Annotated in this window: 9 protein-coding genes; 2 read left to right on the plus strand and 7 right to left on the minus strand. The window is 64.5% G+C overall.

All coding sequences use genetic code 11. From position 1 onward, the window contains the following. Window positions 1-243: 243 nt before the first annotated feature. The 4 genes from EB835_RS07390 to EB835_RS07405 all read right to left on the minus strand — a co-directional run bounded on the left by EB835_RS07390 (window position 244) and on the right by EB835_RS07405 (window position 6,007). Window positions 244-2,070 (minus strand): dipeptide ABC transporter ATP-binding protein, encoded by a 1,827-nt coding sequence (locus tag EB835_RS07390; RefSeq protein ID WP_135808834.1) that lies wholly within the window; start codon window positions 2,068-2,070, stop codon window positions 244-246. Then, window positions 2,067-3,128, minus strand: coding sequence for an ABC transporter permease (locus EB835_RS07395; RefSeq protein WP_240688618.1), 1,062 nt, complete (start codon window positions 3,126-3,128; stop codon window positions 2,067-2,069). The genes EB835_RS07390 and EB835_RS07395 overlap by 4 nt, the downstream gene beginning before the upstream one ends. Then, window positions 3,128-4,219: an ABC transporter permease gene (locus EB835_RS07400; protein WP_135808835.1), complete on the minus strand. Its 1,092-nt coding sequence runs from the start codon at window positions 4,217-4,219 to the stop codon at window positions 3,128-3,130. The genes EB835_RS07395 and EB835_RS07400 overlap by 1 nt, the downstream gene beginning before the upstream one ends. A gap of 153 nt (window positions 4,220-4,372) precedes the next feature. Beyond that, window positions 4,373-6,007 (minus strand): ABC transporter substrate-binding protein, encoded by a 1,635-nt coding sequence (locus tag EB835_RS07405; protein WP_135808836.1) that lies wholly within the window; start codon window positions 6,005-6,007, stop codon window positions 4,373-4,375. A 375-nt stretch (window positions 6,008-6,382) separates the two neighbouring features. On the opposite strand from EB835_RS07405, the gene EB835_RS07410 reads away from it, so the two are divergent. Continuing rightward, window positions 6,383-7,921 (plus strand): alanine/glycine:cation symporter family protein, encoded by a 1,539-nt coding sequence (locus tag EB835_RS07410; RefSeq protein WP_135808837.1) that lies wholly within the window; start codon window positions 6,383-6,385, stop codon window positions 7,919-7,921. A 208-nt stretch (window positions 7,922-8,129) separates the two neighbouring features. Here EB835_RS07410 and fbaA read toward each other — a convergent pair whose 3' ends face one another. Both fbaA and EB835_RS07420 read right to left on the minus strand, forming a co-directional pair. Next, complete coding sequence (fbaA, locus tag EB835_RS07415; RefSeq protein ID WP_062240792.1) at window positions 8,130-9,155, minus strand: class II fructose-bisphosphate aldolase; 1,026 nt, start codon at window positions 9,153-9,155, stop codon at window positions 8,130-8,132. Between the two features lie 248 nt (window positions 9,156-9,403). Further along, entirely contained in the window at window positions 9,404-11,254 is a 1,851-nt protein-coding gene (locus EB835_RS07420) for a BCCT family transporter (RefSeq protein ID WP_240688631.1), read from the minus strand. Window positions 11,255-11,551: 297 nt separating this feature from the next. Between EB835_RS07420 and EB835_RS07425 the strand changes: the two genes are divergently transcribed. Beyond that, complete coding sequence (locus tag EB835_RS07425) at window positions 11,552-12,886, plus strand: MFS transporter (RefSeq protein ID WP_135808839.1); 1,335 nt, start codon at window positions 11,552-11,554, stop codon at window positions 12,884-12,886. On the opposite strand, the gene EB835_RS07430 is transcribed toward EB835_RS07425, so the two are convergent. Further along, the gene (locus EB835_RS07430) at window positions 12,883-13,368 is read right to left on the minus strand and encodes an SRPBCC family protein (RefSeq protein WP_135808840.1); all 486 of its coding nucleotides are present in this window, start codon (window positions 13,366-13,368) and stop codon (window positions 12,883-12,885) included. The two genes, EB835_RS07425 and EB835_RS07430, sit on opposite strands and share 4 nt — an antisense overlap. Window positions 13,369-13,388: the final 20 nt, after the last annotated feature.

Below are 13,388 nucleotides of genomic sequence, written 5' to 3' on the forward strand. Positions count from 1 at the left end.
ACTCCCTTGGTTTCAGGGGGTGGACAGCCTTCTGATCAAGTTACCGAGGTGGGCCGAGCTGGTGCCGGCCGCACCATCCATGTGATCGGACAAATCGAGGTCACGACACCACTGTGTGGGTCAGCGCGAGGTGGAGTCACGATCACGGGATGGAGAGGCCAACACCTACTCTGCCAGCCAGTCCCAGACCAGCCACTGTCAATACTCACAGCGCGAGGTTGCTGGGCCGCCGTCAGGCAGTAATCAGGGGGCGGTGCGGAGGGTTCTGGCCAGTTCGCGGCGCTCAGCCTGCTCCTTCGGGTCCGGGACCGGCAGCGACGCGATGAGACGCTTCGTGTAGTCGTTGTCCGGTGATCCGAGCACCTGCTCACCCGTGCCCTCTTCGAGCAGCTCACCGTGGAAGAGCACCCCGATGCGGTCGGAGAGCATATCGACCACGGCGAGGTCATGGCTGATGAACAGGGCCGCGAAGTCGAAGCGGTTCTGCAGCTCGACGAAGAGCTCGAGCACCTTCGCCTGCACCGACACGTCGAGAGCCGAGGTCGGCTCATCGGCGATGAGCAGCTCCGGATCGAGCGCCAGCCCACGCGCCAACGACGCCCGCTGGCGCTGACCGCCTGAGAGCTCGTGCGGATAGCGGGCCGCATACGCCTTCGGCAGCTGCACGGAATCGAGGAGTTCGAGCACTCGCTGCGACCTGTCGGACGGGCTCATCTCCCGCCGGTGGATCGCGAACGGTTCGGCGATGCACTCCCCGATCGTCAGGTGCGGATTGAACGAGGCCGCCGGGTCCTGGAACACAAACCCGATCCGTCGCCGGATCTTCGAGAACGCACGCTCCTTGAACCCGACCATCTCGTGCCCGAGCACCGCGAGGCTGCCGCCGCTGGCCCTGGTCAGGCCCGCGATCGCACGCCCGATCGTGGTCTTGCCCGACCCCGATTCGCCGACGAGTCCGTAGACCTCGCCGGCCTTGATGTCGAAGCTGACCTTCTTCACCGCGTGGAAGTCCGATTTGCCGATTCCGCCCGGATAGACGATGTCGAGATCGCGCGCGGTCACGATCGATTCGCGTGCATCTCTCTCCTTCGCCGAGGCGGTCCCGACCGAGGTCTCCCCCGCTGAGTCGGTGCGGCGTGAACCGGCACCGTCCGATGTCTCACCCGTCGACGACGGATCCCCCGCGGTCGCACCGGACCGGGGTTCCGCCTCGGCGGCGGCCGCCTTGCGACTGCCGGCCACGGTCGACCCGATCCGCGGCACTGCCGCGAGCAGCTCACGCGTGTACTGCTCCTGCGGATCATTGAAGAGCTGCTCGACGGACGAGACCTCGACGAGGTCGCCGCGCAGCATCACGGCCACGCGATCGGCGAGGTCGGCGACGACGCCCATGTTGTGGGTGATGAGGACGATGGCCGTGCCCGTCTCGTCCCGCAGTTCGCGCAGCAGGTCGAGGATCTCCGCCTGCACGGTGACGTCGAGGGCGGTGGTCGGCTCGTCGGCGACGATGAGCTTCGCGCCGAGAGCCAAGGCCATGGCGATGACGATGCGCTGCTTCTGCCCGCCCGAGAACTGGTGCGGATAGTAGTCGAAACGGCTTTCGGCATCGGGGATCCCGACCTGCTGCATGGCCGTGACGACGCGTGCCTTGAGGTCGGCCTTGCTCGCCTTCCTATCGTGGGCGCGCAGGCCTTCGGCGATCTGCCATCCGACCGTGTACACGGGGTTGAGCGCGGTCGACGGCTCCTGGAAGACCATCGCCACATCCCGGCCGCGCATGGCCCGCAGCTCATCGGCGGAGACGCTGAGCACGTTCTGCCCGGAGATGACGATGGCTCCGGAGCGCTGTGCTGTCTCCGGCAGCAGCCCGAGGATGGACCGGGCGGTCACGGTCTTGCCGGACCCCGACTCGCCCACGATCGCCAGCACCTCACCGGGTGAGACGCTCAGCGATACGTCTTTGACGGCGTGGACGTCCCCGCCGTCGGTGGAGAAGGTGACGTCGAGGCCGTCGACGTCGAGGATGCTGCCGGTCGCCGAGGCGGTCTGCTCGTGTTTCTGCTTGCTCATGCCGTGACCTCCGCGGACTTGGTGTTCTTGAGCTTGGCTTTGCGTCGCACGCGCAGACGCGGATCGTTGAGGTCGTTCATCGACTCACCGACCAGGGTGATTCCCAGCACCGTGAGCACGATGGCCAGGCCCGGGAACACCGCCGTCCACCACACGCCGGAGGTGACGTCCGGCAGTGCCTTGTTGAGGTCGTATCCCCATTCCGACGCCGAGGTGGGTTCGATGCCGAAGCCCAGGAACCCGAGTCCGGCCAAGGTCAGGATCGCCTCGGAGGAGTTGAGTGTGAAGATCAGCGGCAGGGTCCGCGTGGCATTGCGGAAGATGTGCTTGGAGATGATCCGCGTCTTCGACGCGCCGAGGACGATCGCCGATTCGACGAACGGCTCGGCCTTCAGACGCAGGGTCTCGGCACGGACGACGCGGAAGTACTGCGGGATGAAGACGACCGTGATCGAGAACGCGGCCGCGGCGATGCCGCCCCACGCACTCGACTGACCGCCGGAGATCGCGATCGACATGACCAGCGCCAACAGCAGGGTCGGGAAGGCGTAGACGGCATCGGCGACGACGACGAGGATGCGGTCGAGCCAACCGCCGATGTAACCGGAGATGAGACCGAGGATGACACCGGCGAAGATCGACATGACCACGGCCACGACGATGACGGCCACAGCCGTCTGGGCGCCCCAGACGACACGGGAGAAGACATCGTAGCCGCCGACGGTCGTGCCCCAGATGTGGGTTCCGCCGGGCGGCAGCTTCGAGCCGAAGTTGCCCTCGGAGGTGCCCAGCTGGTTGAACCCGTAGGGGGCGATGAGCGGAGCGAAGATCGCGCAGATGAGCACGATTCCGCACAGCACCAAGCCGGTGATGAGCATTCCGCGCTGCAGACCGACCGACTGCCTCAGGTGGGAGATGATCGGCAGGCGGGAGAACCAGGATTTCCTGGTTCGGTCGTCGAACGCCACTGCGGGGACACCGGAGCCGGGAGGCTCCTCGGCGAAGGTCTGGGCCGTCTCATCCGGGCCCGGGTTCTGTGGAGTCTCTGGAGTGGACATCAGTACCTCACTCTCGGGTCGATGAACGCGGCGATGACGTCGACAAGGAAGTTCGTGACCGCGACGATGACGGCGAGGAAGACGACGATTCCCTGGACGGCCACGAAGTCACGGGCGGTCAGGTATTCGGCGAGTTTGAAGCCGAGTCCCTTCCACTCGAACGTCGTCTCCGTGAGCACGGCGCCGGCGAGCATGAGCGCGATCTGCATGCCCATGACGGTGATGATCGGGATCAGCGCAGGACGGTACGCATGCTTGGTGACCAGGCGGTATTCGGAGATTCCGCGGGATCGACCGGAGTCGATGTACTGCTGTTCGAGCGTGCCGATGAGGTTCGTGCGCACGAGTCGGAGGAAAACTCCGGCGGTGAGCACGCCGAGCGCGATCGCCGGCAGCACCGCATGGGCGAGGACATCGCCGAGGACGGAGAAGTTGCCGATGCGCAGAGCATCGATGAGGTAGAACCTCGTCGGGCCGACGACACCGGACATGATGTACTCGGTCTCCGTGGTGCCGCGGCCGGCCACCGGCAGGACCGGCAGGAAGACGCCGAAGATGAGTTTGAGGATCATGCCGGCGAAGAACACCGGGGTCGCATAGCCGAGGATCGCGAGCACACGCAGTGCCGCATCCGGGGCCTTGTCGCGGTGGTAGGCGGCGAGCATGCCCAGCGGGATGCCGAGGATGAACGCGACGATGAGCGCGTAGAAGACGAGTTCGACGGTCGCCGATCCGTAGTTGAGCAGGATCGACGAGACGGGCTGGCCGTCGGAGACCGCGGTGCCGAAGTCGCCCTTGAGCAGGTTGCCCATGTATTCGAAGTACTGGACGAGGATGGGCCGGTCGTAGCCGGCGGCGTGGACGCGCTCGGCCAGCTGGGCCTTCGTCAGGCGTCCGCCCAGCGCTGCGGTGATCGGGTCACCGGTGATGCGCATGAGGAAGAACACCAGAGTGGTGAGGATGAAGATGGTGGGAATGATGAGGAGGAAGCGGATGAGGACATAGCGTCCCAGACCGCCTCCCGAGGGCTTCTTGACCGCGACCGAAGTCTCGGCGGCCTCTGCCCCTGGTTCGCTGATGGCAGCAGACATGTGTTCCTTATGGGATGTGTTTCGAGGCGCTCGCGGCGAGGGACGGGCAGAGGTCGCCTCGGTGAGGGGTCACTGCAGATGTACGGACCTCACCGCGAACGCGCCACGAGGTGCAGGCGAACCGGTCGGCTCACCTGCACCTCGTGTGGGTGATCACTTGCTCAGCAGCGGCAAACGGAACTGGAAAGCGGGGTCGAGGGTGTCGTCGACGCCCTTGACGTCCTTGCCGGACACGGCGATCTGGTTGCCCTGCAGCAGCGGCAGGGTCGGCAGTTCGTCAGCCAGCTGACCCTGGATCTTCTTCAGAGCCTCTTCGCGCTTGCCCTCATCGGCGATCGAGGACTGAGCGTTGAGCTCCTTGTTCATCGCCTCGTCACGGTAGTGGTTGGCGAGGAACGACGGAGTCTCATCCGTGTCGTAGAAGAACGGCACGAGGTAGTTGTCGGCATCCGAGTAGTCCGGGAACCAACCCAGCTGGTACATCGGGTAGACGTCGTCGGTGCGGTCCTTCGAGTACTGCACCCACTCGGTCGACTGCAGCTTGACCTTGAACAGCCCGGTCTTGTCGAGCTGGTCCTTCACCAGGGCGTACTCATCGCCCGAGGACGGACCGTAGTGGTCCGGGTTGTACTGCAGCTTGAGCTCGACCGGGGTCTTGACTCCGGCGTCCTTGAGCGCCTTCTTCGCCTTCTCGACATCGGCGCCGCCCTTGCCGTCGCCGTATTCGGACTTCAGCGGCTCGTCGGAGCCGGGCAGTCCGTCGGGCACGTGCGAGTACAGCGGGGTGAAGGTGTCCTTGTAGACCTGGCTGGCGATGGCCTGACGGTCGACGGAGTCGGCCATGGCCTTGCGCACGGCGAGCGCCTTCTTCTCATCGGCCTCATCGGTCTTCGCACCGAAGGGCATCGTGTCGTAGTTGAACACGATGTAGCGGATCTCGCCGCCGGGGCCCTTGTGGACCTTGAGGTCCTCGTTCTTGCCGAGGTCCTCGACGTCGGTGGCCGAGAGCGAACGCCAGGCCACGTCGATGGTGTTCTCCTGGACGTCGAGCTTCATATTGTTCGCGTCCGAGTAGTACTTCATCTGCACGGTCTCGGTCTTCGCGGGCTCGATGAAGCCCTTGTAGTCCGGGTTGGCCTTGTAGGTGATCAGCTCGTTGAACTTGAAGCCGTCGATCGTGTACGGACCGGCGAAGGCCTTGCCGTCGACGATGTCCTGATCCTTCGTGACCTTGTCGGCCGAGAACACGTCTTCGTCGACGATCGGTCCGGCGGCGCTGGCCAGCACTCCCGGCCAGGTCTGGTCGTTCTTGCGCTTGAGGTTGAAGACGACGGTCTTCTCGTCCGGGGTCTCCACGGACTTCAGTCCGCCCAGCAGCGAGGAGGGCCCGTTGGGGTCCTGGATCTTCAGCTGCCGGTCGAAGGAGAACTTCACGTCCGAGGACGTCAGTTCGTTGCCGTTGGCGTATTTGAGCCCGTCCTTGAGCTTGACCTCGTACTTCGTCGGCTCGGTGAAGTCAGCCGATTCGGCGATCGAGGGGTTGAGCTCGGCCGTGCCCGGCTTGTAGGCGAGGATATACGGGTAGATCTGCTGTTCGACGAGCGAGCTTCCGTTGTCGTACGCAGCAGCCGGGTCGAGAGCCACGACCTTGTCCGTGGTTCCGACCGTGAGCATTCCGCCCTTGTCGTCCCCGCCGCCGCCTCCGGTCGTCGAGGTCGAGCAGGCGGAGAGGAGCAGAGCTCCGGCTGCGGCGATGGCCACAGCCTTTGCACCGGTTCGTCGTTTCATGGTGTTCCTGTCGTTTCAAAAGTGCTCTTCGTGTCTTCTTTGCTCGAAGAGATCCGCACCACATCATACGGTTCCCGTCCCAAATAGTGAACTGACCCACATGAAGTGATCCAGTTCGCAATGACTTCGCAACAATTCGCCGAGGCGGCCCTGCCCGGCACAGCGAAACCTCTTTTGCCGGAACGGGAAACTGCGTCGGCGAATGCGATTTGCGTCACCGATGACAATCGGTTTGACTTATGAGGTGCATCACAGAGAACACATGGGAAACACTCGTGATACTGGCCGCTGAATCGCCGGCCGGCGCTCTGGCACAGACGCTAGATAAGCAACACCGTGTCGGCGATCCCGGCGCGGAAGAACGAATGGAGAAGCGTGTCCGCTTTCATCGACTGGCTCAACGGAGTTGTGTGGTCCTCCGCCCTCGTCTACCTGTGTCTCGGCGCGGGTGTCTATTTCACGATCCGCTCCCGCGCGGTTCAGATCCGCCAGATCCCAGCCATCTTCAGGCAGATGTACAGGGGCAAGAGCTCCAATGAGGGAGTCTCGTCCTTCCAGGCCCTCGCGATCTCTCTGGCCGGCCGTGTCGGCGTCGGCAATATCGCCGGCGTCGCCACCGCCATCGGCTTCGGAGGCCCGGGTGCCGTCGTCTGGATGTGGATCTCGGCCCTCCTCGGCGCTTCGACGTCCTACGTCGAATCCACCCTGGGACAGATCTTCAAGGAACAGGATCCCCGCACCGGTGAGTACCGCGGCGGCCCGGCCTTCTACATCGAGAAGGCCTACCGCCACACCAAGGCCCGCGGCCTGTTCAAGGTCTACGGCATGGTCTTCGCTGCCGTGACCGTCATCGCCATGTCCTTCATGCTGCCGGGCATCCAATCCAATGCGATCTCCGGCGCCGTCGAGAACGCATGGAGCGTCCCGACCTGGGGCACCGCCATCGCGCTCGTCATCATCATGGGCTTCATCGTCGTCGGCGGAATCAAGCGCATCGCGCACTTCGCTTCGCTGGCAGTGCCCTTCATGGCCGTCATCTACATCATTGCGGCCATCGCCGTGACGATCATCAACGCCGACCAGATCATTCCGGTCGTCCAGCTGATGTTCACCTCGGCCTTCGGCATCGATGCCGGACCGGAAGCGGCCTTCGGCGGCATCATCGGCATGGCCGTCCAGTGGGGCGTCCAGCGCGGCATCTACTCGAACGAAGCCGGGCAGGGCACCGGACCGCACGCGGCATCGGCCGCCGAGGTCTCGCACCCTTCGAAGCAGGGACTCGTCCAGGCCGGCTCGGTCTACATCGACACCCTGTTCGTGTGCTCGGCGACCGCGTTCATGATCCTCTCGACCGGCATGTACAAGGTCTTCGACGCCGACGAGACGACGATCATCGGCACCGGCCGCGGACAGATGGCCGAGGAGATCGCTGCGACTCCGGGCGAGAAGTGGCCGCAGGCGGGACTCGACTCGATGATCCACGGCTTCGGTGCCAGCTTCATCGCGATCTCGATCTTCCTCTTCGCACTGACCACGATCGTCGCCTACTACTACATGGCCGAGACGAACCTCGTGTACCTGCTGGGCAAGGTCAAGAACACCTTTGTGATCGCTGTCGGCAAGCGCGTGCTGCAGCTGCTCATCCTCGTCGCCGTCGCCGTGGGTGCGATGTCCACCGCGGGCAGCGCCTGGGCGCTCGGTGACATCGGCGTGGGCCTCATGGCCTGGCTGAACATCATCGGCATCCTCATCCTGCAGCAGCCGGCGTTCAAGCTCCTGCGCGACTTCGAACGCCAGACCAAGCACGGCCTGGACCCGGTGTTCGAGCCCGAGAAGATCGGCGTGCGCAACGCCGACTTCTGGGATCAGCGCGTGGCTCGGCTCAAGGCCGGCGAGGCGGTGCCGGAAGGCTGATGACCCTCGCGGTCGGCTGACGATTCGTCATCGCCGATCCGCGGGACACCACGAGGCCCGGGACAATGGCGTCCCGGGCCTCGTGCCATTCACAGTGGAATCTCGCCGAGAAACGGGCTGAGCGCCGAGACACGGGTGTGCACATGCGTTTCTCGACGCTTGGCCCGTTTCTCGACGGTTCACGGGGCAGGCTCTGCTGCCCGCCGGCTCACTTCTTCAGGCTGGTGCCTGCCGAGCCGAGGTTCTGGCAGGCTTCGACGACGCGTTCGGCCATGGCCTTCTCCGCCGCCTTGCCGTAGGAGCGCGGGTCGTAGAGCTTCTTGTCCCCGACCTCGCCGTCGATCTTGAGCACTCCGTCGTAGTTGCGGAACATGTGCTCGACGACAGGGCGGGTGAAGGCGTACTGGGTGTCGGTGTCGATGTTCATCTTCACGACTCCGTGGCGGACCGCCTCGGCGATCTCCTCTGCGCTCGAACCCGAGCCGCCGTGGAAGACGAGGTCGAAGGGATCTTTCTTGCCGACCTCGGCGCCGACCTTCTCCTGGATCTCACCGAGGAGCTCGGGGCGCAGCTTCACATTGCCGGGCTTGTACACGCCGTGGACGTTTCCGAAGGTGAGAGCCGTGAGGTAGCGGCCCTTCTCGCCGGTGCCCAGCGCCCGCGCGGTGGCCAGTCCGTCCTCGACGGTGGTGTAGAGCTTGTCGTTGATCTCGTTCTCGACGCCGTCCTCTTCGCCGCCGACGACGCCGACCTCGATCTCGAGGATCGAGTGCGCTGCCGCCGAGAGCTCGAGCAGCTCCTCGGCGAGGACGAGGTTCTCGTCGAGCGGAACCGCGGAACCGTCCCACATGTGCGACTGGAAGTAGGGCTCGCCGCCGTTCTTCACGCGCTCGGTCGACGCGGCGAGGAGGGGCTTGACCCAAGCTTCGACGGCGTCCTTCGGGGCGTGGTCGGTGTGCAGCGCGATGTTGACGTCGTAGCTCTTGGCCACCTCGGCGGCGAAGACGGAGAACGCGATCGCACCGCGCACACGGTCCTTGACCGTCGGCCCGGACATGTATTCGGCGCCTCCCGTGGAGATCTGCACGATGCCGTCGGAACCGGCTTCGGCGAAGCCGCGGATGGCGGCGTTGATCGTCTGCGAGGAGGTGCAGTTGATCGCGGGGTAGGCGAAGCCCTGGGTCTTCGCGCGGTCGATCATCTCGGCATACACTTCGGGGCTGGCAATGGGCATACTTGCTCCTTGGTCGGGGTCGGCCGTTTCTGCTGCCACCAGCCTACTCGTTCCGTCCTGCCCATGGCAGGAGGTCCCAACGGGACCTTCCCTCGCCGAGGATGCCCACCCCTGACATGGCCCGTGAACGTCGAAACCGCTCGACCGGTCGGTCGAGCGGTTTCGTCGGTGATGAGCCGCCTGGGCGAGAGACTCTGCCCGATGGGACAGTCAGGGTGTAAGCCTCGGACGGGCCGCCTCGGTGCGGGTCAGGACTCGGTGTCCGGAGGGGTCTCCGCCTCCCGGGTCGGGACCTCGCGGACGCCGCGCTTGGTCTCTCGGGAACCAGACTTCGATCGCTGTTTGCCAAGCAGACCCTGCGAACTGCTGAGGCGGTAGTCGATGCGTTCGTCGACCTTCTCGCCCAGGTATTCGTCGAAGTCGTCGGCCAGGTGCTCACCGACCGCACGGTAGCGAGCGGCCCGTTCGATCGCGGCGGTCCGCTTAGCCTCCTTTCCGAAGGCCTTGAGCGTGGACACACAGACAAGCAGCAAGATGATGGAGAACGGCAGAGCCGTGACCAGCGAACCCGCCTGCAGAGCGGTCAGTCCGCCGGCGACGAGCAGAGCGATGGCGATCGCACCCTCCATCACTGCCCACAGCACGCGCGACCAGATCGGCGGGTTCGGGTGTCCGCCCGAGGCGAGCATGTCGACGACAAGCGAACCCGAGTCCGAGGAGGTGATGAAGAAGATCGCCACGAGGATGATCGCGACGACCGAGAGGATCGAGCCCAGCGGCAGAGCACCGAGGACGTCGAAGAGTACACGTTCGGCGACGACGCCTTCCTCTGGATCGACGAGATCGCCGGCACCGAAGATCTGGCGGTAGATTCCGGTGCCGCCGAGCACGGAGAACCAGAAGAACCCGACGATCGAAGGCACGAGCAGGACGCCGGCGATGAACTCGCGAACGGTGCGGCCGCGGGAGATGCGGGCGATGAAGACACCGACGAACGGCGCCCAGGCGATCCACCAGCCCCAGTAGAACAAGGTCCAGCTAGAGTTCCAATCAGCGCCTTCCTGACCGGAGTAGGCTCCGATGTCGAAGGTCATATCGAGCACGTTGGCCAACCAGACGCCGAGCGATTCGACGAAGTTCTGGAACAGGAACAGGGTCGGCCCCAGCACGAGAACCGTGATCAGCAGGACGCCGGCCATCGTGAGGTTGATGTTCGACAGCCACTTGATGCCCGCACCCACACCCGAGACCACCGAGGCGGTGGCAAGGAAGGTGATGATGACAATGAGGATGATGAGGAACGTGTTGTCGTAGTCGCCGACAACTCCGATGTGCTTCAGCCCCGCGGAGATCTGCTGGACGCCGAGGCCCAGCGAGGTGGCGATGCCGAAGACCGTGCCGAAGATCGCGATGATGTCGATGAGGTCACCGACCCAGCCCTTCACCTTGTTGCCGAGCAGCGGTTCGAGCGCCCAGCGGATCGACAGGGGACGTCCACGACGGTGGATGGCGTAGGCCAGCGCCATGCCGAGCACGGCGTAGAGAGCCCAGGGGTGCAGTCCCCAATGGACGAAGGTCTGCGCCATTCCCATCTGCGCATTCTCGACCTCGCCGCCCGGCCAGCCGGGTTTCGGTCCGGTGGTGGCGTAGGTCAGCGGTTCTGCGACGCCGTAGAAGACGAGGCCGATGCCCATGCCGGCGGCGAAGAGCATGGCGAACCAGGACATGAGCCCGAATTCGGGCTGGTCGTCGTCTTTGCCGAGTTTGATCTTGCCGTACTTCGAAAAGCCGACGATGATCGCGAAGGCGACGAAGAGTCCGACGACGAGCATGTAATACCAGCCGAGCTGGGAGACGATCCAGTTCTGGACGGTCGAGATGACATTGCCTGTGCTCTCGGGCAGGGCCACGGAGAACACGACGATGGCAACGATGATGACCAACGCAGGCCAGAACACACGTGGGGCGATCATGCCCTTGCCGATGCGCACACCCTGACGCTGCAGCTTCTTCGTGATTGCGTCATCGGAGTCGGTGTCTCCGATGTGGTACTTCTCAGGCAGGTGCAGTTCGACGGGGTCGGGTTCGCCGAACAGCAGCTGCTCTTCTGGACCCGGGCCGAGCCCGTTACCCGGCTGGGAGTTCGTGTCGGAGTCGCTCACTTCGTCCTCCTGATCGAATGATGGGATTACCGCTTCACTCTGCCCCATTCCTCAGCCACCTTCAAGACAGCTTTCAGCTGGAACCCGCATGCCAGGGGTGTTATCCCTGGTCACGAATGGAGTTCATCAGTTCCGGAATCGGGAGACATTACTTAAGGGAATGAAAGTGCGAACGAGAGAATCAGCCCGAGATTGAGACCTCGTTTCGGACTCTGCATTCAGTACAGTGGCCTCATGGCCTCGACTCTGACTCCGCCCGGTTCGGGAACCGGTTCGGGCAATCGCCTGCGCATCTTCAACTGGGCTCTATGGGACTGGGGTTCGGCGTCCTTCAACGCCGTGATCATCACCTTCGTCTTCGCTCCGTATCTGACGAAGTCCGTCGCCGCCACCGAGGAGGCAGGCTCCTCGGCCTTGGGCTGGTCGATGGCCGCGGCCGGTTTCGTCATCGCCGTCATCGCTCCGGCCGCCGGCACCCGGGCCGATGCCGGAGGTCGGCATCGCCTGTGGCTGGGCGTGCACACGGCAATCGTCGTGCTCACGATGTTCGGGCTCTTCTTCGTCCGCGATTCCCCCGACTATCTGTGGCTGGGTCTGCTGCTCCTGGCCGTGGGCAGCGTCTTCTTCGAATTCGCCGAGGTGTCCTACAACGGCATCATGGTCCGCATATCCCACCCCGACAACGTCGGCAAGGTCTCCGGATTCGGTTGGGGCATGGGCTACGTCGGAGGGCTGGTCCTTCTCGTCATCCTCCTCGTCCTCGTCATCCAACCCGAGGTCGGCTTCCTCGGCGCCAGCGACGAGGAGGGACTGAGATTCCGCATCGTCGCGGTCCTGTCCGCCGTGTGGTTCGCGATCTTCGCGATCCCCGTCCTGTTCTCGGCACCGGGCGCGAAGGTCAAGGGCACCTCGGGCGGGCACCCGATCCGCGCGTTCCTCTCCGATTATGCGGGCCTCGTGCGTCGTCTCATCCGGATGTGGTCGAGCGAGCATCAGACGCTGCGGTTCTTCATCGCCTCGGCGGTCTTCCGGGACGGACTCGCCGCGATCTTCTCCTTCGCCGGTGTGCTCGCTGCCGGCAGCTACGGGTTCTCCGCCTCGGAGATCATCATCCTCGGCGTGGCCGCGAACGTCGCCGCCGGTGCCGGTGCGATGATCGCCGGCTGGTTCGATGATCGCCTCGGACCGAAGCCCGTCATCATCGCGGGCCTCGTCGTCATCATCCTCGGCGGGCTGCCGATCCTCTTCAGCGCCGAGGCGGCCGTGTTCTGGGTCTGCGCCCTGATCCTGAGCTTCTGCGTCGGTCCGGTCCAGGCGTCGAGTCGGTCGTTCCTGGCCCGCATCACCCCACCGGAATCGGCCGGGGAGAACTTCGGCCTCTACGCCACGACCGGTCGAGCCGTGAGCTTCCTGGGTCCGGCGATGTTCGCCCTGGCGATCATGATCTTCGGTTTCCAACGGGCGGGGACGCTGGGCATCCTCGTCGTCCTCGCCGTCGGTCTGGCCCTCATCATCCCGGTCCGACCCGACGCCCCGGCGCATTCCATGCAGGCGCGCACGGAGGCTTAGCCGGCGAGCAGCTCGTCGATCTGGTTGAGCGCTCCTGTCGTTCCTTCGACGGCACCCATCTCCACCACGGTGCGCAGTGCCTCGACGGAGTCGAAGATCGATTCATAGGTGGCTCGGGTCCCGTTCTCGGTCGCTTCGAAGCTGTAGACGCACCTGCTTCCGGGCATCGATTCGACGATGGCGAAGTTCTCATCGGCGAAGTAGTCGCGGAATTCCAGGCGCGTGGGACGATCAACAGCGGTCACCTCCCACAGTCCCCAGAACTTCTCACCTTCCGGGCTCGTCATGAAGTACGTGACTCTGCCGCCGGACTCGAGCGAATGGTCGACGACCGTGGCCGGGTACGTCGGAGGGCCCCAGATCTGCTCGAGCTGGCGGGGGTCGGCGTAGATCTCCCACACCCGGTCGAGCGGCGCCGCGAATTCGGCGACGATCGTCAGCGTCAGTGTCTCTTCGTCTGTGAAAGTGTCGATGACCGGCATTGCTGCTCCTCGAACATTGT

Origin of the sequence: Brevibacterium sp. S22, assembly GCF_004745485.1 — a bacterium.
Lineage (GTDB): Bacteria > Actinomycetota > Actinomycetes > Actinomycetales > Brevibacteriaceae > Brevibacterium.

Excerpts from the sequence above, each read along its gene's own strand:
- EB835_RS07400 (WP_135808835.1), bottom strand. The coding sequence starts at position 4,219 with ATGTCTGCTGCCATCAGCGAACCAGGGGCAGAGGCCGCCGAGACTTCG.
- EB835_RS07395 (WP_240688618.1), bottom strand. The coding sequence starts at position 3,128 with ATGTCCACTCCAGAGACTCCACAGAACCCGGGCCCGGATGAGACGGCC.
- EB835_RS07390 (WP_135808834.1), bottom strand. The coding sequence starts at position 2,070 with ATGAGCAAGCAGAAACACGAGCAGACCGCCTCGGCGACCGGCAGCATC.
- EB835_RS07425 (WP_135808839.1), top strand. The coding sequence starts at position 11,552 with ATGGCCTCGACTCTGACTCCGCCCGGTTCGGGAACCGGTTCGGGCAAT.
- EB835_RS07430 (WP_135808840.1), bottom strand. The coding sequence starts at position 13,368 with ATGCCGGTCATCGACACTTTCACAGACGAAGAGACACTGACGCTGACG.
- EB835_RS07405 (WP_135808836.1), bottom strand. The coding sequence starts at position 6,007 with ATGAAACGACGAACCGGTGCAAAGGCTGTGGCCATCGCCGCAGCCGGA.
- fbaA (WP_062240792.1), bottom strand. The coding sequence starts at position 9,155 with ATGCCCATTGCCAGCCCCGAAGTGTATGCCGAGATGATCGACCGCGCG.